Annotated in this window: 24 protein-coding genes; 4 read left to right on the forward strand and 20 right to left on the reverse strand. The window is 47.2% G+C overall.

Annotated elements, in window-relative coordinates; translation table 11 throughout:
- Positions 1-266: 266 nt before the first annotated feature.
- From B2R29_RS15495 to B2R29_RS15540, 10 genes are all read right to left on the reverse strand, one after another.
- Positions 267-1,286 carry a hypothetical protein gene (locus B2R29_RS15495; RefSeq protein WP_301181886.1) on the reverse strand — a complete coding sequence of 340 codons (1,020 nt, stop codon included), beginning with the start codon at positions 1,284-1,286 and terminating at the stop codon, positions 267-269.
- A gap of 201 nt (positions 1,287-1,487) precedes the next feature.
- Positions 1,488-1,937, reverse strand: coding sequence for a hypothetical protein (locus tag B2R29_RS15500; RefSeq protein WP_301181887.1), 450 nt, complete (start codon positions 1,935-1,937; stop codon positions 1,488-1,490).
- An 18-nt stretch (positions 1,938-1,955) separates the two neighbouring features.
- Complete coding sequence (locus tag B2R29_RS15505; protein ID WP_301181888.1) at positions 1,956-3,413, reverse strand: hypothetical protein; 1,458 nt, start codon at positions 3,411-3,413, stop codon at positions 1,956-1,958.
- The gene (locus B2R29_RS15510) at positions 3,413-3,763 is read right to left on the reverse strand and encodes a hypothetical protein (RefSeq protein WP_301181889.1); all 351 of its coding nucleotides are present in this window, start codon (positions 3,761-3,763) and stop codon (positions 3,413-3,415) included. The genes B2R29_RS15505 and B2R29_RS15510 overlap by 1 nt, the downstream gene beginning before the upstream one ends.
- Positions 3,764-3,887: 124 nt before the next feature.
- Positions 3,888-5,348 (reverse strand): hypothetical protein, encoded by a 1,461-nt coding sequence (locus B2R29_RS15515; protein WP_301181890.1) that lies wholly within the window; start codon positions 5,346-5,348, stop codon positions 3,888-3,890.
- A 54-nt stretch (positions 5,349-5,402) separates the two neighbouring features.
- The gene (locus tag B2R29_RS15520) at positions 5,403-5,969 is read right to left on the reverse strand and encodes a hypothetical protein (RefSeq protein WP_301181891.1); all 567 of its coding nucleotides are present in this window, start codon (positions 5,967-5,969) and stop codon (positions 5,403-5,405) included.
- A 15-nt stretch (positions 5,970-5,984) separates the two neighbouring features.
- A complete protein-coding gene (locus tag B2R29_RS15525; protein WP_301181892.1) occupies positions 5,985-6,890 on the reverse strand; it encodes a hypothetical protein in 906 nt (301 codons plus the stop codon).
- Positions 6,891-7,360: 470 nt separating this feature from the next.
- On the reverse strand, positions 7,361-8,485 hold the full coding sequence (locus B2R29_RS15530; protein WP_301181893.1) for a hypothetical protein: 1,125 nt from the start codon (positions 8,483-8,485) through the stop codon (positions 7,361-7,363).
- A gap of 839 nt (positions 8,486-9,324) precedes the next feature.
- Positions 9,325-10,557, reverse strand: coding sequence for a hypothetical protein (locus B2R29_RS15535; RefSeq protein ID WP_301181894.1), 1,233 nt, complete (start codon positions 10,555-10,557; stop codon positions 9,325-9,327).
- 53 nt (positions 10,558-10,610) lie between these two features.
- Entirely contained in the window at positions 10,611-11,021 is a 411-nt protein-coding gene (locus B2R29_RS15540; RefSeq protein ID WP_301181895.1) for a hypothetical protein, read from the reverse strand.
- Positions 11,022-11,172: 151 nt separating this feature from the next.
- On the opposite strand from B2R29_RS15540, the gene B2R29_RS17005 reads away from it, so the two are divergent.
- On the forward strand, positions 11,173-11,292 hold the full coding sequence (locus B2R29_RS17005) for an RnfH family protein (RefSeq protein ID WP_374047339.1): 120 nt from the start codon (positions 11,173-11,175) through the stop codon (positions 11,290-11,292).
- Between the two features lie 56 nt (positions 11,293-11,348).
- Here the strand turns inward: B2R29_RS17005 and ureG are convergent, their stop codons facing one another.
- The 10 genes from ureG to B2R29_RS15590 form a co-directional block, all read right to left on the reverse strand.
- A complete protein-coding gene (gene ureG / locus B2R29_RS15545) occupies positions 11,349-11,990 on the reverse strand; it encodes an urease accessory protein UreG (protein WP_301181896.1) in 642 nt (213 codons plus the stop codon).
- A 65-nt stretch (positions 11,991-12,055) separates the two neighbouring features.
- Positions 12,056-12,742 (reverse strand): urease accessory protein UreF, encoded by a 687-nt coding sequence (locus tag B2R29_RS15550; protein ID WP_301181897.1) that lies wholly within the window; start codon positions 12,740-12,742, stop codon positions 12,056-12,058.
- Between the two features lie 9 nt (positions 12,743-12,751).
- A complete protein-coding gene (locus B2R29_RS15555; RefSeq protein WP_301181898.1) occupies positions 12,752-12,979 on the reverse strand; it encodes a hypothetical protein in 228 nt (75 codons plus the stop codon).
- Positions 12,980-13,014: 35 nt separating this feature from the next.
- Complete coding sequence (gene ureE / locus B2R29_RS15560; protein ID WP_301181899.1) at positions 13,015-13,539, reverse strand: urease accessory protein UreE; 525 nt, start codon at positions 13,537-13,539, stop codon at positions 13,015-13,017.
- A gap of 75 nt (positions 13,540-13,614) precedes the next feature.
- Positions 13,615-15,330 (reverse strand): urease subunit alpha, encoded by a 1,716-nt coding sequence (gene ureC / locus B2R29_RS15565; protein ID WP_301181900.1) that lies wholly within the window; start codon positions 15,328-15,330, stop codon positions 13,615-13,617.
- A complete protein-coding gene (locus B2R29_RS15570; protein WP_301181901.1) occupies positions 15,330-15,635 on the reverse strand; it encodes an urease subunit beta in 306 nt (101 codons plus the stop codon). The genes ureC and B2R29_RS15570 overlap by 1 nt, the downstream gene beginning before the upstream one ends.
- A 32-nt stretch (positions 15,636-15,667) precedes the next feature.
- The gene (gene ureA, locus B2R29_RS15575) at positions 15,668-15,970 is read right to left on the reverse strand and encodes an urease subunit gamma (protein WP_301181902.1); all 303 of its coding nucleotides are present in this window, start codon (positions 15,968-15,970) and stop codon (positions 15,668-15,670) included.
- 11 nt (positions 15,971-15,981) lie between these two features.
- Positions 15,982-16,833: an urease accessory protein UreD gene (locus B2R29_RS15580; protein WP_301181903.1), complete on the reverse strand. Its 852-nt coding sequence runs from the start codon at positions 16,831-16,833 to the stop codon at positions 15,982-15,984.
- Positions 16,834-16,967: 134 nt separating this feature from the next.
- On the reverse strand, positions 16,968-17,795 hold the full coding sequence (locus B2R29_RS15585; RefSeq protein ID WP_301181904.1) for a TlpA family protein disulfide reductase: 828 nt from the start codon (positions 17,793-17,795) through the stop codon (positions 16,968-16,970).
- Positions 17,796-17,822: 27 nt separating this feature from the next.
- Positions 17,823-18,101: a TIGR03643 family protein gene (locus B2R29_RS15590; RefSeq protein WP_301181905.1), complete on the reverse strand. Its 279-nt coding sequence runs from the start codon at positions 18,099-18,101 to the stop codon at positions 17,823-17,825.
- 146 nt (positions 18,102-18,247) lie between these two features.
- Here B2R29_RS15590 and B2R29_RS15595 point away from each other — a divergent pair, with 146 nt between their 5' ends.
- Genes B2R29_RS15595 through B2R29_RS15605 form a run of 3 tightly spaced genes read left to right on the forward strand, consistent with a single transcriptional unit; the run spans position 18,248 to position 20,529 of the window.
- On the forward strand, positions 18,248-19,021 hold the full coding sequence (locus B2R29_RS15595) for a CLCA_X family protein (RefSeq protein ID WP_301181906.1): 774 nt from the start codon (positions 18,248-18,250) through the stop codon (positions 19,019-19,021).
- 54 nt (positions 19,022-19,075) lie between these two features.
- Complete coding sequence (locus B2R29_RS15600; protein ID WP_301181907.1) at positions 19,076-19,813, forward strand: hypothetical protein; 738 nt, start codon at positions 19,076-19,078, stop codon at positions 19,811-19,813.
- On the forward strand, positions 19,810-20,529 hold the full coding sequence (locus B2R29_RS15605; RefSeq protein ID WP_301181908.1) for a hypothetical protein: 720 nt from the start codon (positions 19,810-19,812) through the stop codon (positions 20,527-20,529). Before B2R29_RS15600 ends, B2R29_RS15605 begins: the two co-directional genes overlap by 4 nt.
- Positions 20,530-20,561 lie beyond the last annotated feature (32 nt).

Consider the following 20,561-nt stretch of genomic DNA (forward strand, 5'->3'; position numbering starts at 1 on the left):
CAACCATTTAATCCGCTTACCCCTATTTTCTAAGCATCGGTGTTCTCAGATCACTACTCTTAATACCATGACTAATACCTGACTAATACCGTGACACTCGCATAATTCTCAGAAGATAGTTTCATTGCAAAGCTAAATTCTACATGCATATGTTAACTGAGTACCCGAATCCACCAGTTTTCAGACAGGTGGAATTAGTTGAATCATATTTACAGGTATTATGTTCGTAGCTACCAACAGCATCAGAAACGATGCGGGTTTGAACCTTACTCCGGAAGATTACCGTCCTTCAAAGCATGGCCCCATGCATCCGTTAGCGCTTCTGTGAGTTTCAATAACGCCTCATCATCGCAGTCAAACATGGCTACTTCCCATTCTGGTGTGGTGAACTGACGTTCTAAGTCTTCGATGGGTTGGTCGCGTTCGCGGTCGTCGTAGAAGCGGGTGTAGATTTTTTTGCCTTCATTATCAGGGTCGTCAATACTGGTGACGCCAAGGGGATCTGAACCGCTATATTGAAAACTGAGTGTCGCTCTAACGATGGGCACTTCGGGCGGGATTTCAACCACAAAAGGCACAAAGGGTTTACCTATGCGCGCACCGGTTTCATCTAGATAGTCAAATTCTGCAAAGTCGGGAATATCATTGTTGTTAATATCTCCGGTGTTGACTCGAATGCGCTTACCGGTGTGTTGTTGAGTTTTTTCTATGTTTTCTTCTTCTGGGGTTCTATCAGGCGATTCAAAGCCATTGTTATTGTCTGAGTCGATATCGACATCTAGCGTGGTGAAAGCCCACTCCCAAAGCGTATTCTGTGCATCTTGATTTAAATACAAACTCAACGTCAGGTAATCCTCTACTTCGAGTTCACTGAGGTATTCAAGATTGCTGAAACTGATTTGTTGTTCTTCACTTCCGTCTTTGCCTTTATCCAGTGTGACTTCGATTTCTTGATCACCAAGGGCGAAGATGTATTGCTGCTCGCCATCAAGCGAGGTGATGCGTTCGTATTCTGAGCCAATTAAATTAAAAATCACTTTAACCAGATCGGCGGTACTGCTAATCACGGGGGATTTTTCGTTCAGCAGGTTGATGGTGTTGCTCGGGTTGAGTAAATCCTCTTCGTTTATTTCGCTGACCATAAGGTCAATCATGCTGAAGCTGAGTTCTGGGCGGTAGACCCAGCCAAAGCGTGCATCAACATCGGCTTTTGTTAGCCTGTCGTCATCGCTATTAGCAACGGCTATTTGGTCGTTAATGGTGCCTTGTTCGTCATACAGTGGCACTTTTACCGGTACGTAACGGTTGGGGCGGTGTCTTAGCGGGCCTGCTTGGTCACCTGAAGAGAAGTCATTTTGCTCGCCGGAAGAATACCCATTCACTTGAAAATAATGATGGAATGCTTCTTCACCCGAGAATTTAAGTACTCAAATCTGACGACCCGGATCGATATCAAATTTTTTAACGGTTTCCTTGTAAAAAACGTTTTACTCCGTGACATTCTCCGATAATGCAAACAGGTCTAGGAGTGCATGAAGACACAGCCTCTGAATATCAGGTAGCTCAGAGTCACTTGCCTCTTTTGGAAGCTCGGCCAACTCCAGAGCCAGATCGTAGGCAAAATCGAAGAGCGCTTTACGTAATCCTTCACCGCTCTCTTTATCTCCGGCAATGACTTCTGAGATACCAACAAACGCCTGAAATAACGCTGAAAGGTCCTCAGCATCAGATCCTAACAATCCATCACCAACCTCTGGGTTGACCTCTTGCCAGGAAGACCCGATTACTGTCTTGTGTGGCTCACGACTGATGACAGTAACAAAGGTTACCTTTGTCGCTCTATCCAGGGTATTGCCGTCTGCCAGTGTTACCCAACGCAGTAGCGCGAATGGCATACCAATAAATAGTTGTTTGATCTGTTCGCGTTGATCATCCATGATTTATCCTCTTAAAAATTAAATATACCGCCACTCAATCGTCAGCGGCTTTTTATTCGCTGGGGCGCGGAATTTTTCGGCAAAGTGTTTATTGAACAATTCGACCATCAGATCAAACTTGCTGTCATCAGGGTTCTTTAGTTTGGCTTTATCGACATTAAATACCATGCGTCCATCGAATTTTTTATTAATGCGAGTTTTCCAGTTATCGTCTAGGTTTCCCCAATGGTTATAAGCAAAACGTTGCGCAACGAGTTTTACTTCTATCTGACCAAAACGCAATACATCGCCAAGCTCTTCATAGGAGGCGGTAATTTCGTAGTATTCTGTTTTTCCATCTGCAATGGCTTGATGGCTAATATCGCCTTTGTCTTCGACTTCAATACTAAGAGGAAAGCCTTGTTTGAGTTCCTCACGTGGCAAAATCATGACGCCCCCGTAAGTAGACATTTTTTCGATGCCACCCCCATTGCTTAACCGGATATAGATGTAATCACCAATGACCTCGGGGTAGAACCCCAGAGATAAGATAAACTCCTCTGGTATTGGGATATCCTGAAGAACTCTCCCCGTCGTTTCATCCATAATGCGCAATACGTTATATCTTAGATAAAGAAAGAGAAAACCATCATGCGACCATAAACGCCCTAAATCTGCATCTTCGTCTTCAAAATTGATTGAATCCTCAAGTAATATTTCACCGGTATCTGCGCTTAATATGTACCATTGCCAATCGTCTCGACCAGAGAGGTAAATACGATCACCAACAAGTGTGCAGTAGTCAACAACAAACGGGATATCTCGAAGCCATAGTGTGTCTCCATTTTTAGTGTCAACGGAGATAATTTGCCCATCGCCAGCGTCACGATGGGTGCTTCCTAAGCTAGCAATCGCACTGTTTTCATACTGAAAGAAAGCGATATCGGCATGCCTGGGATTGGCATTCTGAAATTCTTTTTTCCAGTTTATGACAAATGAAGAATCTAGACTTAGAATTCCACGGGGGTATTTCGTTAGAATAATAAGATTATCATCAACCACCGTACAAGCATTCACTAACCCTACATTAAGTTCAAAAAGGCACGGGGCATTTAAGTTACGATACACCCTAAGAATGTACTCACCAGCTACAGATGATTCTTCATTAATAACGCATAAATCTCCAAATTTATTCCCCTCCCTGTTCACACTTTTACTACCAAAGTACTCAGTTGGCTCGAAGTCTCTTCCATAAACGTTTTTCTCAACAAAAAAGTATTTTGGTTCAATTCCAATATCTTTTGAAACCAAAACAACAGATCCCTCAGGAGAGTCCAACCATGGTCCGAGACGATGCTCTGGCATATAACTGGAAAAGTTATAACTATAGCTATCTTTTTCTACTTCGATAGAGTACGTATATCCGCGAAAAACAAGATTCAAACTACAAGGGTAAGACTTTTCATCAACTTCATCCGAAACATAAATAAATTTCATTAAATATCACTTATTTTAATATCAAAATTATTCATTACTTCTTTAATGAATTCATCGGTTTTATCAAGGTTGCTAATATCTTTTTTAGCAACCTGAGCTATATCATCAATGTTTTCTTTAAGCCCTTGCCTAACTAGCTCCTTAATTTTATCCACACCTAACTCCCCTGCCCGTGCATCAAAACTCCAGCGAATTTTAGTTCCATTACCCGCTGCAACCAAATCACGAAACAGCTGGCCTGTGCTTTCTTCACCCGAGATTAGAATATCGCCTTTAGCCGAACCCTTCAGGTATTTCTGAATATTGGAGACTGACCACGCTTTTTTATCAACGTGCCAACCATCTTTCAAGATATAGTCATAAATACGGGATTGCTTAAAGCTTTCTGGCCCAATCTTAACGGTCGTTTGAATACTGGCTAGCTCATCTAGGTAAGCTTTTTCCTTTCCCCGAATCTATGAATCATCCCCTTAATCAAATATACCGCCACTCAATCGTCAACGGCTTTTTATTCGCTGGGGCGCGGAATTTTTCGGCAAAGTGTTTATTGAACAGTTCGACCATCAAATCAAACTTGCTGTCGTCAGGGTTCTTTAGTTTGGCTTTATCGACATTAAATACCATGCGTCCATCGAATTTTTTATTAATGCGGGTTTTCCAGTCATTATCTAAATTTCCTAGCTGATGGTAAGCGAAACGATGGGCAACAAGTTTTATTTCTATCTGACCAAAACGCAGTACATCGCCAAGCTCTTCATAGGAGGCAGTAATTTCGTAGTATTCAGTTTTTCCATCGGCAATGGCTTGATGGCTAATATCCCCTTTGTCTTCAACTTCAATGGTCAGTGGAAAGCCTTGTTTGAGCTCCTCACGTGGCAAAATTATGACACCACCATAGGTATGTATTTTTTCGATCCCCCCCCCATTGCTTAATCGGATATAAATAAAATCATCATTTACGATAGGGTGGGACGTATTACTCAAACTAAAGTCTTCGGGGATAGGTACGTCTTGCACGATTTCACCGGTCACTTCATCCATTATCCGAAGAATATTCTCCCCATAGCTTAAAAAAATATACCCACTGTCGCCCCACAGCCAGCCCATTGTATCCATTTCATGTTTAATCACATAGCTGTCTTGCAATAGTATGTCGCCGGTATCGGCGCATAATACACACCAGTGCCAATCACATTGACTTGATAAGTAAACTCGATCACCAACCATCGTACAAAAATAAATACTGAATGGAAGATCTCGCTGCCACAGTGTAGCACCGGTGTCGGCATCTAAGTACAGTAGCTGGCCACTATGATCTTGGCCTGTCATAGTTCCTGCGCTTACAATAAAATTATTCTTATACTTAAAAAAATCACCTTTAAAATAACCATTCACTTGAGGAAATACCCGTTGCCACCCAATCGTCATATCATCGTTAAGAGATATAAGTGTCCGTGAACTATTGAAAATTAATAGCGTCTGGCACTCATATCGTTGAGCACATGATAAAAGATCAATGATTTCATAAAAGGGGTCATGCGAATGTTCGGTATAAAATCTGGCAAAATGGATAGTTTTATATGATTCGTCTGTGGTTTCCTCATCCGATATATACATATCGCCGACACTCCAGAGGTTGTTTTTAGCGCACTCTATGCCGAAATAAGTCGAAGGCTCAAACGCCTCATTATAAACCCTGAGTTCGTTACTCTCAGTGACTCCCTTCATAGTTATCTCTGTGGATAAAAAACATCGATCACCGGCGGGCGACTCTCGCCAACGATGAAAACCCAACTCAGGTAAATACGACATCAGGTTGTAACTAAGTTGATCGCGCCATACTTTCAAGGCATAAGTATGGCCACCAAAAATCAAACTCTCTTCTTCTAGCCTAGAACGTTCATCGCGCTCATTAGATAAATAAATAGCTTTCATTAAATATCACTTATTTCTATGTACAAATCACCCACCATATCGAAAAATTCTTGATCAACTAAGTCTTAGCGCGACTTTCGCTACTTCAAGGTCTTTTTCGTAGGTTTTGTACCAAATAGGGAGGTCAAATGATTCACCGGGAAGCTCGCCATCAGACTGCGCCATGATCCAATCATAAAAACTAGGTTCACCACCGGTATCAGCACTGTATGTTTTACCGTGCTCGTACACCGTAAAATCATATTCATCGCCGATAGTCATTAATACGACTTGCTCGGTAGCTGGCAAGGACGCAACCCACTCAATGACAATATTAGTGAACCGCATTGCGATGGTGTAGTCGTCTGGCGAAAATTTGTAATAAAAACGAGTATCGCGATTTCCGATAAAGGTCAGACTAACGTTTCTGAGCCGTATCTCGTCTGACTCTTTGAACTCTTGCAACAGAGCATCCAGTTGTTTTCCGAGTTCTGTTACTTGAGGGATTCGCTCTGCGAATTCTTTTAGTAAGGCAGCCAGCAAGCTGCCACTGTCATTCCATTGCCGAAATAAATGTTTAACTGCCACCGCTGTTTCGAGTGTTGAAAACGTCATTCGTGCTGACAGAGACAATTCAGACATTTATTAATCCTTTAATTATACCCATTCACACTCAGCGCGGATTTTATGGATGCCTGCTCGGTGGTGTTGGTCTGCCGCTGATTTACCGATCTGAAAAGCAAGACGCTCAAGGAACTCATCGGTGCGATCTTCTTCCGGCAATCCACCAATGCGGATCTTAATTAACCCATTAAAGTCCTGATTCAATTCTGGCGAGGGTACCGGTGCTGTGCCGTACTTGGCCACAACATCCATCGCCGCGACTCCGGCATAGCGGAATACCCAATCGGGCTTATCACCCGTCACCGTCACTACGTAGTGGTCGGAGTCATCCGAGTTTTTCACACATTCGACTTCGGTCTCTGGTCGTGCTTCATACTCAATGGTTAGAGGGGTCTTCCCCAGCAACTCATCTTTAGTCAGAGTCATTAAGGCGTTGTAGGTACGGGTAGCGCAGTTAAGCGACGCATAGAGAACGCCATCGACCAGATGCGGCACTTCTAACGCCATAAATTGGTAGGGTTCGGGAATATCAATGCGATTAATCAGCGTCGAGCATGTTTTGTCGTACACCAGAATCTGCGGTGAATCATTGATAAAAATGTAAATGTATTCGCCGTCGTATTCCGCTCTCAGATAGTTGTATTTCTCTGAAAAATCGATTTGATTGAGGACTGCACCATTTTCAGGGTTAAGCAGATAAATAGTTTTCATTGCTACAAACAGAATCAGGTCATCACTGACAAGATTGTAAGCATCAAAGCTACGAGCCCCTTCTGGCGCAAAACGCCAGACTTCCTTACCATCGGATTTATCAAGGGCGAAAATAACACTATGATTATCTATGCAAATAAAGTTATTAAAGTCATAAACACCAGAAAAACGTTGATCTCCTGAAGACCCGTACGAGGCCGATTTATAATCTGAATTCGTCCAAATCACATTCAAATCAAGAGACCTAAAGCTAATCTCAGTGTATCTTTTAGAACGATCGCTAAAGTTACCACTCCTGTCTTTATAAAAGGTCACAATATAATTATCACCCCAAAAAGATGGCAAAGTAATCTCTATTGTGGAGTCTTCACTCGATCTCATAATGTTATATAAGTACTCACCCTCGAGCAGGATAGGCTCCATAGAAAAATTGGCAAACGAATCAAGTTGAAACAGTAAAAAACTGCTAATCCATTCATTGGATTCTATCGAATAGATATCTCCTCCAGATCTATCACTAGCTAAAAAACCGAGAGAATAATTTCCGGAAGAGTACGGATTCCAGCTGAACAAGTATCTGTCAATTGGCATAACGGTATGAATTGAAAAGCTTTCTGTGCGATAGATATCACCAGAGGTGATATAGATTTCTTCACGATATAAATTAACCGATACTCTTGATATAAAACTTGAAAAAATCATACGTCCAACACCACTACTTCGAAATTGATTTTTAGAGATTCTAACTTTGTTTCGAATATCTCGACTTGCTTTGCGTCACCTGGATCAAGGCCCCACATTTTCATAAGCTCATTTCTCGTACCCGGCGACCCCGCGCCATTAAAAATCGCATTTTTAACTTCACTCACGCGATCTTTAGCATGAGGGGGAAGAACGAGGATTTTCCTAGTGTCAGGATTATTTCCCATATCAATCAGATCACGAAACAACTGACCTGACTTCTTAAGGCTGTCCTCAATCACCGCCCCGGGGCGCGTACCAAACTGCATCAGCTTGGCAAGCCCTTCTGGTGTCACGGTCTTCACATCCGCGAAGACTCCATCGATAAACATATCAGAAACGCGGTGGGCATATACTTTACCACCCGGCCCAGTGATTGGAATTCTTTCCTGAATTCTGGAGACGGTCTTCCCAAGTTTCTGCATGGCAAACACCGTAAGCATTTCACCAATGGCGCCCTGGGATTCGTTGATATTGCCTCCGAATCTCTTGAAGACCGTACCAATCGCTTCGAGATCTGCATCATCGAACTTCGAGTAATCTATTTTTTCTAGGTAGCTGAGCGTAACTTCAAACGATAGGTTCAATGCTTCTTTTCTGGACCCTTTCATATTTCTCAGACCTTTCACCGCATCAATGCCACCGGCACCATACACCGAGACCAGTACCTTTAATGGCCCAGAGGTAAACTTCAGATCCGCGAGGTTATCAACCCCCTCATCGACATTCTTATTTAGAGCTTCAATTGCGCGAGTGAAGTAGCGTGCAAGCTCAGGTTGATCTGTTACACGGGCATATTTAGATAGATCTCCCCGAACTTCGTTAAGCACAACTAAAAAGTTTTCCACTAGTTCTGAAGCAAGCTTCTCTTTCAATCCCGCATGTGCTGGATTCATCAGCACTTCTGTTACAAAGGCGTAGAGGTACTTTCTTGCTTCGTCGGTAGGGCTGAGGTTGTTTTCTGAAATTAAGCCATTAAATGCAACACACCTAATTCTCTGACTCCGCTGCTCAATTACAACACTGTCGACATAGTAATTTTTACTGCCGCCAGAATGAATTTTTCTGGCGGCAGAGGTCAAAATACAAAATCATAGGGGCGGAATTATGTGACACAAAAGACTATCAATTACCCTTAAATGACGTCACATATGGCGAAATATTTTTCTAAAAAGTTCTTTTAATTCAATAGGATGTAGTTTAGTATATTATAATGAATTACCCTCCGGAGGCAGAGGTCAGAGGTTCGAATCCTCTCGGGCGGGCCATTAAATAAAAAAGGCTCCTGAATCCGCATGCAACGCGTGCTGATTCAGGAGCCTTTTTTATTTAACTGCAAGTCTGAGAAGGACGAGAACCTCTGATAGGTTCGACTCGGAAGGAGCCTGCGAACGGAGAGAACCCTCTTTTCAAAAACAGGAGCCCGCGACGACGGTCATCCTCCGGGCATCACCTCACCACCACCGCAATCAAAGAAACCGATGCCCGAGCCGGATGAGACAAATCTGTCAGGAACAGATTTGCGCGTAGCCCGAAGGGTGAGTATCAGGACGATACGAACAACCTCTGATAGGTTCGACTTGAAGTGAGCCTGCGAACGGAAAGAACGTCGGACCCTGCGACGACGGGCCGAAGGCCGCCAGTAATCCTCTCGGGCGGGCCATTACTTCCCTCTGCTCGAAACAACCTAACTCAATTTCAACGCCAATGTCATCGAAAGAACCGATGCCCGAGCCGGATGAGAGCCTCTGATAGGTTCGACAAACCTTACGGGGAGCATATTGTCCTTCTCAATATGCTCCTTCTCGTCACTCATTCATTCCAGAACTCAATCAAACACAGCCTAGTAAAAAGAGTATTTGCGTGATAAAAAATACAGGTGCAGTCGGCAGCCTTGATGTGTTTATTTGTGTGTTGTCTTCTACAGTTCAACCACTAAACAACGCAGTGAAGATTTCGTTTCCAAAGGCCCTGAGAAACAAAGCCTACCGTTCTCCAACCTGGGGATTTCACTCCCGTAATATGGATTAATCAAACTACTGGCAGCTAACTCCGAGTGATGAAGCTGGTTAAACAGGGCGATTTTAACGTCCAGGTCGTGAAATCTGGCGACATATCTCTCGTAAGCAGGCCCTTCAATGCCTAGCAGAATATTACCAATCGGGTTACGAATGATTGAAGTTGATGGGATGTACCTTTCGAGATTTTCTAATTCCTGTGCGAACTCCGCTGGCGATAACACGGCCAGTTTCTCGGGTAACAGATAGAGAGGAGCGAGAGCATTGATCGTCATATTTGGTTTGTATAATGCTCTTACCAACCGTTCGGGCGCATCACTGAAGTCACCGTCTATTTCAAAAAAATCAGGGTGCTTATCCAGGCTTTTCAGGCCATAGTACAGAACGCCAAACTCTCTGGCGGATACCCTACCGAAGCCCTTCTCAGACGCGCTCAGCCGGGGAATCTCTTCAATCTGCGTATCAGTCTCAGACAGAATCACACTCAATACATCCAGAATGTCTGACTGTGCGAGAAGTAAAACCACCTTACCAACAAGATTATCCTGAAGCTCATTAGCACGGCGGACAATGGAAAACTGAGTTAGCAAAGATCCAACTGCGCCGTCTACATCCCCATCCTTATACGAAGATATCCCCTCCAGTAGCCTGATACGATGAGCTCTAAGCAAATATTTATACTCAGGATAAATCTCATCGGCCGTGGGTTGCGCCATAGTTCTGTATTCATCGTATTGAAAGAAACGATCAGAACGCTCAAGCAACTCATTATAGTGCTCAATCAGCGCTGAAACCCTTACCGAGCCAGAAAACAGATACCCGATACAGTCGTCGTCTTCAAACATACAGAATCCATCACCTTCAGGCAGCGATAGTTTCTTAGACTCAGGGTAAACAAAAAGACCATCAGATAGCTCTGGTGAGCTACTGACTTCTAGAATCTGCTTTCCCAGAGCAATAGGATCATCGCCTTCCTGGGCGTAGATCCCCAACAAATACAAATAGGCTTCACTGTTCCCGTCGTCAGCTAAGCGGGCTATCAAGCTTTGGGTTTCAGTACTGATTTCGTCATCATGCTGGAGAGCGAAGAATAGAAATACGAAAGCTAAAACGACAAAAAAAACTACTTTGAACATAAACATTCCATCGTAGAAACCGAGAAATTGTTACCGTATCTAATAAGCAAACCCTAAAGTTCTACGCATTGATTATGGGAGTAATCACTATCGATGAGTACTTTATCAACAGTAAATATACCCTTCACACCTACACCCGTCATACCTGCTATCAACAGCAGTACGGCAACCGGCTTCACTCTTGCCCTGAAACCGTAGCTGTACTTTGTGGGGCGGAACACCTTCTCACCAGGCAGTGGATTCTGACCAAGGCGAATCACTCGTAACGAACGGGTGCCTTCTATCGCAAAGATTAGCAGTGCAAAGCTGATAGGAATCCCGATAAAAATAGAATAGAGAACTACCTGCGTGCCGGTGAAGTAGTCGTAATCGTAGCAATGAGCGTTATCTGCATACTCGTTGAACCACGGTAAGAACCACAGTTTGGCAATTAGTATGACTGGAATCGTACATGCCAGATGCATAAGGACAATCTTGAGCCTTTCCTTCTTTGTATACTCGGGAGCATAATCAGCCATGCAGTAAACAACTATCCTTGCTGGTTCAATCTAAGAGACCCGCACTTAAGATGCCTTCTAATGCTCTGTCTGGTCAAGTGGACTTACTTGCCCGTTTATCGGGGAAAGATCAGTTTTCGGAAAACTAGCTACGCGGGAAACGACGTTAAAGGCAGGAGCCAGGGTTGAAATCTATCTGCCTGTGATCCGCGTTGATGAAGATGATGATAGCGATTAAAGAACAGTTATAACAGTTACTGTTCTTTAACCGTACGACATCAGCCGGATTTATTCTCAGCCCGCCATTTTCTCCGCATGACTTTTCAGCATCCCTTCACGGGTAATAAAGCTAACGATGTCATTCAGGCCTTCAATGTCTGTGCGTAGGTTCGAGAACACATACGGTTTTTCGCCACGCATACGCTTAGTATCTGAATCCATAATCTCAAGGTTCGCACCCACCAGCTCAGCCAGGTCGATTTTATTAATCACCAGCAGGTCTGACTTGGTAATACCTGGGCCGCCTTTGCGTGGGATCTTTTCACCGGAAGCTACGTCGATCACGTAGATAGTGAGGTCCGCCAGTTCAGGGCTGAAGGTTGCGGAAAGGTTGTCACCGCCACTTTCAACGAACACGACATCCAGATTACCGAATTTCTTTGCCAGCGTTTCTACCGCCGCAAGGTTCATCGATGCGTCTTCACGAATCGCGGTATGTGGACAGCCGCCTGTTTCAACACCCACGATACGTTCAGGCTCAAGGGCTTCAGCCTGAGTCAGGATGCGCTGATCTTCTTTGGTGTAAATATCGTTGGTCACTACGGCAATATGATAATCGTCGCGCATGGCTTTACAGAGCTGTTCTAACAGTGCAGTTTTTCCTGAGCCCACCGGGCCGCCAATACCAACACGGAGTGGAGATTTGTAATCAGCCATTTGTTTTTCCTTTCTGAATTCTATTAACGATTTTTCAATCTTAATGTTTGTTTATCCGTGCTTATTTACGAGCGGAATAAACGGCAATATTGTGTTTCGTGCAAACTGCTGGCGATGGCCTGCGCCGGTGACGATGCACCGATATCATCATCTTCAACATCCAGAGCGTCGCGGCAGGCTTGTTCCAGTACATCGGTAAAGCGGAACAGTACTCGCTGGCCATCACTCTGGCCAAGCGGGATGAGTTTGACCGCACCAATCACCATATTCTCAAGCCAGCTCCATAAATAGCCACGCAGCATATCTTCGCGGCTAATATTCCATTTATGGCAAGCTAAAGCAAAACCCGTCAGCTGACTCAACTCCATTGAACTGCGCCATGCTTCCTGACTCAACTCTGGCCAGACAGCCGCTTCAGGCAGTTTATCGAGCAGTGCGGTAAACGCCTGGCCACGCTGCTGTTCTTCTGCGCGAAGCTCGCTGGTTTCGCGACAAGACAACAGATACACCGACCAGTCGTAGCAGCCTTGCGCATCATCATGTTCAATACAGTCGGCGAGTCGCAACAGTAGCGGCAGTTCCATGGTGATCATGGTGCCGCTGAGAATAGAATCGAGCCAGCTGTGCAAGGATTCAGCGTTGCTGATCCAGCCGCTTTCCACTGCCCATTCCATACCCTGAGAATAAGTGAATGCGCCAATCGGAAGTGATGGGCTGATCAACTGTTGAAGACGAAAAAAAGCAGCAGACATAATGAATAATCAGTCGGCTTTTTTATCAGCTTTTTCAGTCTTTTTCTGGCTGCGTACAAACATCGCAACGCCACTGCCAACGACGAGAATCGCGCCCGCCAGCATCAGCAGGTGATCTGCATCGAATAGAGAGTGATGCACCAGGCCACCAAGGCTTTCACCAGAATGATCGCCTTCATGCGAGGTTGCGGCAGCAGACATTACAGAGGCTACGAAGCCAGCCATTAACTTTTTCATTTCAAATCTCCAATCTGTATTTCAACCACTCGCTTTCAGTGCGAGTGGCTATGTGTATGTGAGTGGTCATCATGGTCGTGCCCATGGTGATGATGATGTCCACCGCCCTGCTGATAGGCTCCTGACTCGGGTTCAAACGGCGCCTGTTCACAGATAACCTCGGCGGCTTCTGCGGCACCCGGCAGTTGGCGCACCATATCTTCCAACACATGATCGTGCTGAAAGCGCAGCCAGCCCGACTCAATCTGTAGCGGTACATGGCGGTTGCCGAGATGGTAAGCAATTTTTGCCAGCAGCAAAGGATCAGCACAACGTACCGTTGAGACGGTTTCATCAGCGGCCTTCACCGACACCAGCGTGCCCTGCCCGTCGGTAATCACATCGCCGCCACGCAACAGAGTACCGCGCTCCAGAAACAGGCCTGCTTCCTGGCCATCCGACAGGGTTACTCGTTGCCGGCTCTTGATGCGCAGATCAATGGGCAGGCTCAGTGTCTTCGCTGCAGATAGATCTGCGTGCGACACTTCGTGAGCCGTTAGTTTTTTAATCAGTTCAATCATGTTTTTCTTCAATTTAGAAAAGCTTTTTAAAAAGCGGCTGCGCCTGTAGTTAAAACAAAGCGGCTGCGCCTGTACTTAAAAAAGAAAGTATCTCTGCGCCATAGGCAATATTTCCGCAGGCTCACAGGTCAAGAGTTCACCGTCTGCACGTACTTCGTATGTCTGTGGATCAACTTCAATATCCGGCTGCCAGTCATTCAGTACCATGCTCGCTTTAGTTGCAGTACGGCAGCCTTTAACAACACCAATCAGGTTTTTCAGGCCCAGTTTTTCCGGCACTCCTGCATCCAGCGCCGCCTGAGAAATAAAGGTCATGCTGGTCGCGTTGCGGGTTTTTCCGTAGCTGCCGAACATAGGTCGATAATGCACAGGCTGTGGTGTCGGGATCGACGCATTCGGGTCCCCCATTTTCGCCATGGCAATAAACCCACCTTTTAAGATCAGGTCGGGTTTTACACCAAAGAATGCCGGGCTCCAGACCACCAGATCTGCGAGCTTACCAACTTCGACCGAGCCAATTTCATGGGACATACCGTGAGCAATCGCCGGATTGATTGTGTATTTAGCGATATAGCGTTTCACGCGGAAATTATCATGCGTTTCAGGATCTTCCGGTAAGTTACCGCGCTGCACTTTCATTTTATGCGCTGTCTGCCAGGTGCGGGTAACGACTTCGCCAACACGGCCCATGGCCTGAGAGTCGGACGAAATCATTGAGAAAGCACCGAGGTCGTGCAGAATATCTTCCGCCGCGATGGTCTCAACGCGAATACGCGATTCGGCAAAGGCGACGTCTTCCGGAATGCTCGGATCAAGGTGGTGACACACCATCAGCATATCAAGATGTTCGTCTGCCGTATTAACGGTATACGGACGCGTTGGGTTGGTTGATGATGGCAGTACATTGGCAAGCCCTGCGGCTTTTATAATGTCCGGCGCGTGACCACCACCGGCACCTTCGGTGTGGTAGGTGTGAATGGTGCGGCCTTTAAATGCCGCAATCGTATCTTCAACAAACCCCGATTCATTCAGAGTATCGGTATGAATGGCGACCTGAGTGTCGGTTTCTTCGGCAACCGTTAATGCACAGTCGATAGACGCCGGCGTCGTCCCCCAGTCTTCATGCAACTTCAGACCAATGGCGCCCGCCGCAATCTGCTCGCGCAGACCTTCTGGCTGACTGGCGTTGCCTTTTCCCAGAAACCCAAGGTTCATCGGAAATTCGTCCGCAGCTTCCAACATGCGCGCCATATTCCATGGGCCCGGCGTGACTGTCGTCGCATTGGTACCTGTGGTTGGGCCGGTACCACCACCAAGCATAGTCGTAACACCAGACGCCAGAGCCTCTTCTATCTGCTGTGGGCAGATAAAGTGAATATGGGAGTCGATACCGCCTGCCGTAACGATCTTACCTTCGGCGGCAATAACGTCGGTACCTGGGCCGACTTCCATCGTGACATCTGGCTGTACGTCGGGGTTACCGGCTTTACCAATAGCAGCGATACGCCCGCCTTTAATGCCGATGTCGGCTTTATAAATACCCGTGTGATCGATAACCAGCGCGTTGGTCATGACACAATCCATGACTTTTTCGGAGGTACTTTGCGACTGTCCCATGCCATCACGGATTACCTTGCCGCCGCCGAACTTCACTTCGTCGCCGTAGGTGGTGAAGTCTTTTTCAACTTCAATCCAGAGCTCTGTGTCTGCAAGGCGTACACGATCGCCCGTGGTCGGGCCGAACATGTCGGCGTAGGCCTGACGCGAGATTGTTTTATTGCTGTCTGACATTACAGATCTCCCATCACTTTGCCCTGAAAACCAAACACTTTACGTGCACCTGTGTACTCCACCAGCTCAACCGTTCGCGTCTGGCCGGGTTCAATACGGACAGCCGTACCGGCTGGAATATTCAGCCGAAAACCACGGGCTTTTTCACGATCAAACGTGAGTGCATTATTCACTTCATAAAAATGGTAGTGCGAGCCAACCTGAATGGGACGGTCACCGGTATTTGCGACTTCGATTTCGATCGTCGCCCGGCCATCATTCAGAGTGATGCTGCCTTCTGCAGCTTTAACTTCTCCGGGTATCATAGTGTGCTCCTGAATTCAGTTAATCTGCAGAATTAAACAATCGGATCGTGAACAGTCACCAGCTTGCTGCCATCCGGAAACGTCGCTTCGACCTGAACTTCATGAATCATTTCTGGCACCCCTTCCATCACATCATCGCGGGTAAGCAGGGTACGGCCATGCCCCATCAGCTCAGAGACCGTCCGACCATCGCGTGCGCCTTCCATAATGGCGGCCGTAATGAAAGCGACGGCTTCTGGGTAATTTAATTTCAGGCCCCGGTCTTTACGGCGTTCGGCCAGAAGCGCTGCGGTAAAAATCAGCAGCTTGTCTTTTTCTCTTGGTGTCAGTTCCATAAATTTGCCCGTCAGGTATTCCAGATGCGCGGAATTTCCGCCTCTTTATTTAAAACTTTCTGGCGTAGCAACTGCCACACCGGAATCATCAGTGATTGCATTTTCTCGGTGCTGACACCCAGAACGCGCAGCACAATAAGGTCATCAAGCAGGGTCATGCCAGCAGGCAGCGGCTGTACTAACTTCTCCTGAGCAGCGGCCAGTACCTCGCGGCACTCTTCTAACAGAGTTTCATTGCCACCGGTCGCGACAAACAGCCCCTGCATCGGGTAATCGCGCAAACCCGCTGCCGCGCTGAGATGCTTAGGGTCCGATACATGGAGATGGTCGGTCAGCAACGGGCGGCCATCGCGGCGTACCTGAAAGCGGGTTTTTACCTGACCATGCAGAAAGCGCTCCTGATTGACTGGGCGACCAAAACAGCTGATTTCCCACCCCATAAAATGCGCATCGCCTTCAAGATCGACCTGTGTTTTCGAGGCTACTTTCGATCCTGTGAAGAAAATACTCTCCTGAGGGAACCATTCCAGTGCACACCCTGCACCAACATGGAGCATTTGTTGTACTTCTGCCATCGGCCCTGCACTGAGATAGAACTTGGTTGCGCCGGGCGTGGTAAACAAACCATGCGCCTGCTGCTGACAGCTCACTTTGAATGTCAGGCCGTCGCCACCGACGACACCGCCGGGGGGATGCAGCAGGTAAATATGACTGGTATCGCCCTCAGGGTAGAAGGGACGCTGCACACGAAGGGGGCCACGATGGGTCAGGCCTGCCATCACGGTTTTGCTGCCGCGTTTTTCGAGGCGCATATCCATCTCGGCTTGCCAGCCCGGACGCGCGTTTTTCACTGCCTGCAACATGAGGTAAATGCTGTATCCACTAATGTATTCATTTTCTTGTGCACAAATAGAGCAAGATACAGGCCAGTTGCACCAAAAAGAGAAGTAATGCGGCATCCGCTCTGAAGCGAGGACGTTCCTGACCACAGGGCGGACTAATTCAACAGATCTGAGGATGACTCCGAAGAGAGTAGCCTGGAGAGCGTGGCAGCCGACATAACTCCTGTGTGCCCTGTGAGGAGTTCACCATCGAGACCAAAGACAAGCGTAACCGGAACCGCGGTTTGCCCCAGCCAACGCCCCATCTTTGCGTCAGGGTCCAGCCAGACATTATCAAATTGATACTCCTCAGCCTCGAGAAAGCGGACGACGTCAGCCCGGCTCTCTCCCTGGTTGAGCATAACAAAGCGCACATGCGGGTAGGTTTGCTGGGCTTGTTCAAACACTGGCATTTCGGCCCTACACGTCGGACACCAGGTCGCCCAAAGATTCACAACCGTGATATTGGCAAGATCAGACCTGAGCGGCAATGACTTCCCCGTCAGATCGTTGAAGCTGAATTGCGGCCATACCTCGGGCGTATCATGGGTATATTTAAACACGCTGAAACCCGTGCCCACCCATAGCAGGGCAATCGTTACCATTATTATCAGTGGTTTACGCACAGCCCCCTCTCTCAACAGCATATGCCCGAGACCAAGAGCCATAACAGCTAAAAATGCGACAGGTTCAAACCCTCTGTCCCGAATATCAACCATAGCGAAAGCCGGCGTTTCTGCAGCAAAGTACTGGTCGCGAAATTGCACCACAAATACCATGCGTGATATCACCAGAGCCACAAACACTCGTGAGAGAATCCGGTCGACTAACCCGGGAACGCCAGAAGGCAGAATTCGATTCACGATGGCAATCAGCAGCAAAGCGCTGAGTCCAAAAAAAGGAATCAAAGGAAAGCTGACACCAAAGATCGAAAGACTATTCAAGTTACTGCTCAACAGTGCCTGTATTGGTCAGCGATGCTTGTACTGAGTCGGGCAGTAGGCCCGATCAATACCTGCTGGCCGCAAAGCAAGGTGCTTAGTGGCCCGGCCACTTACTCGCTTACGCCACATACGGAATGACGACGGTTTCATCTCTCTGCGCATCAAGGCGATAACGTCTTTTTCAGGCAGCCCATAGAGTGTTTCGATGGCCTCAAAGGGCGTGCGATCTTCCCATGCCATCTCAATGATCCGGGAAATATCGGCATCAGTAAAAAGGTTGGAGTCCGGAGAGTATTGGCTGCCCATATATTGCCCATCACAAACAGATAGTTAGCTTTCTTGAATGTAATTAGTGTAACCGACCTGAGGGGACCACCGCACACCTCTTGGTTATAGATATGTAAAACTGACACGGGCATGAACTTTTTTCACTACCGGCTTATCATGTGCTGATGCCCAGACACTCAAAACTTTACCGGCACGGCCCGGTGCATCGCTCTGAAGACGAGTACGTTTCATTCCGTGAAGTCAGGGAGCGCTTTGGTTTTTATGGCGTCAGAACCGGACGCTGGGTGACGCGTACCGAGCAGGAGGCTGCAGCGGTAAATTTTTACGACGCTCTGTGTGATCTGATGTGCATCCTGGGTGTACCGGAAACCGTGATTTCGTTGCGCGGAACGCTGGCCCTGCACTACGGCACCGGAGGACGCCCCGGAGTCGCGGCGCACTACAGCCCGCAGGAGAAGGTCTTCGCCCTTGCTAAGAACGCCGGCCCCGGTAGCATCGCTCATGAGTGGTTTCATGCCTTTGATCATTACATTGGCCAACAGGCTTTTTCTGGCCTTCCCCCACATGCATTTGCCTCAAGCGCCTGGCTGGCCCAGCAGGCAACGCCGGTGCCGCACCGTCTGAACGACGCGCTGTTTGACTGTTTCCGAAGCGTTATGCTGGATGACTCCGGGGATTCACCCAGCCAACAGTTTCAGGCATCCGCAGAGGCCGACCGGCACTTCGGTACGCTCTACTACTCCCAACCCGAAGAAATGTGCGCACGGGCATTTGAAGCCTTCATTCAGGATGCGTCGATCAAGAATAGTTTCTTAGTGAAAGGCACATTGAAGTCAGACGAAGCGAAACTTGGCCTCTACCCACAGGGTCATCAGAGACAAGCCACCAATCACGCTTTTGCTTGTTATTTTTCGGTTTTGGGGGCTGCACTGAGGTAACATCAGAAGATAAAAATAAGGTACTTCGATTTTGTATTCAGACATAGGCAATATATGAGCACTCCCACCAGGGGCGGGCCGCGCTGGCTTTATGTCTCTGGCGTTACCCTATTGGTAGCCATCGCTGCCGGTGGTTACGCCGCATTTTGGGTATGGAGCAATGTCTCAGCGCATATCCCACTGCATGATCAACAGGCACGCATTAACATCGCGCACAGTTTCCCTGTCACTGTCGATATTCTTGACCCATTACAGGTCGATATTGATACGGTGATTGCGTCGAGCGTGCCCATTGATCAGACACTGACCATACCACTGCGTGAAGTACTGGACGTGTCTGTCGACTTTAAAGGCGCAGTGCCCGTTAAGATGAACATTCCGGTGCGCGAGACCATTCATATTGACCAGATGATTCCGGTAGATGGAGAAGTCAGCGTTAAAATATTGGGCTTTTGGGTAGACGTACCTCTGAACGGCGAACTGCCAGTAAAGACCGACATCCCCGTAAACCTCAATATTCCTGTTGATCGCTCAATTGATCTGTCGTTCAGTACCCCAGCCAAGGTTAACGTTAACGATGATATCACTGTGTCGCTCAACACATTGATTACCTCAGACATCCCGATTCAGGCGGAGCTATCTGTGCCGGTGCTCAACTCTCTGAATGCCAATGTCACGCTCGTCGAGCAGACCGACATCGCGATTACAGAGATGAACCTGGGGCTGCCGCTAAAAGACCTGCGTTTCAGTACCACACTGACCGATGAAGAACCAAAAGAAGGGACGCCGTGATTGCATTAAGGCGAGTGATTATCGGTGGCTGGCTGGCCCTGTTGCTTTGTCTTATCGGCGGCGCGATCGGCTTTGCGCTGTATTCCAGGCTCGTTATTGGGGTATCAATTGAGCGGCAGTTGAGTTTTATCCAACTGGGTCAGGCGTTCGCTATAGAGAGCGAAACCACGAATGTGGCTGATTTCAGATTTTCCGGTAACGTCCCGGTTGAACTACCGCTGAAGGCGGTTGAGCTACCCCTCGCTATTAAGGGTACATACACAGCCGACATCGACATTGATACGCAGATACCGATTGATATTGAGGCGCAATTTAACGAAAAAATTCTGATCGAAACCAACCTGGATGTCATTTCTGATATCGAGTTAGTGAACCGTTGGCTGCCAAAACTGCCGGTCAGGGGCATTATTCCGATTCGATTTGAATTACCGGTGTCTTTTTCAATGCCGGTCAAAACAAAAATGCCGTTCAGGTATAGCGGTCCCGTGACCTTCTCAATGGATCAGACCATCACACCGGAAACCGACCATGTCATCTCGACGAGTATGCAACTTGATCACCAGACAAGGGCTCCCATTAAGAATCGTTTCCGAGCAAGTGTCGATGGAGAACAAGCACAAATACCCATTTCTTTTGATGACGTCACCGTGCAGATACCTTTAAGTACAATTCGATATCAAGAGTCTGGGGCGCAAAAAAAAGCGCCCTCAGAATAACTCTGAGGGCGCGTTTATTACGGCTTCCGTAA

Origin of the sequence: Thalassolituus sp. UBA3500 (assembly GCF_002377545.1) — a bacterium.
Taxonomy (GTDB): Bacteria; Pseudomonadota; Gammaproteobacteria; order Pseudomonadales; family Oceanobacteraceae; genus Thalassolituus.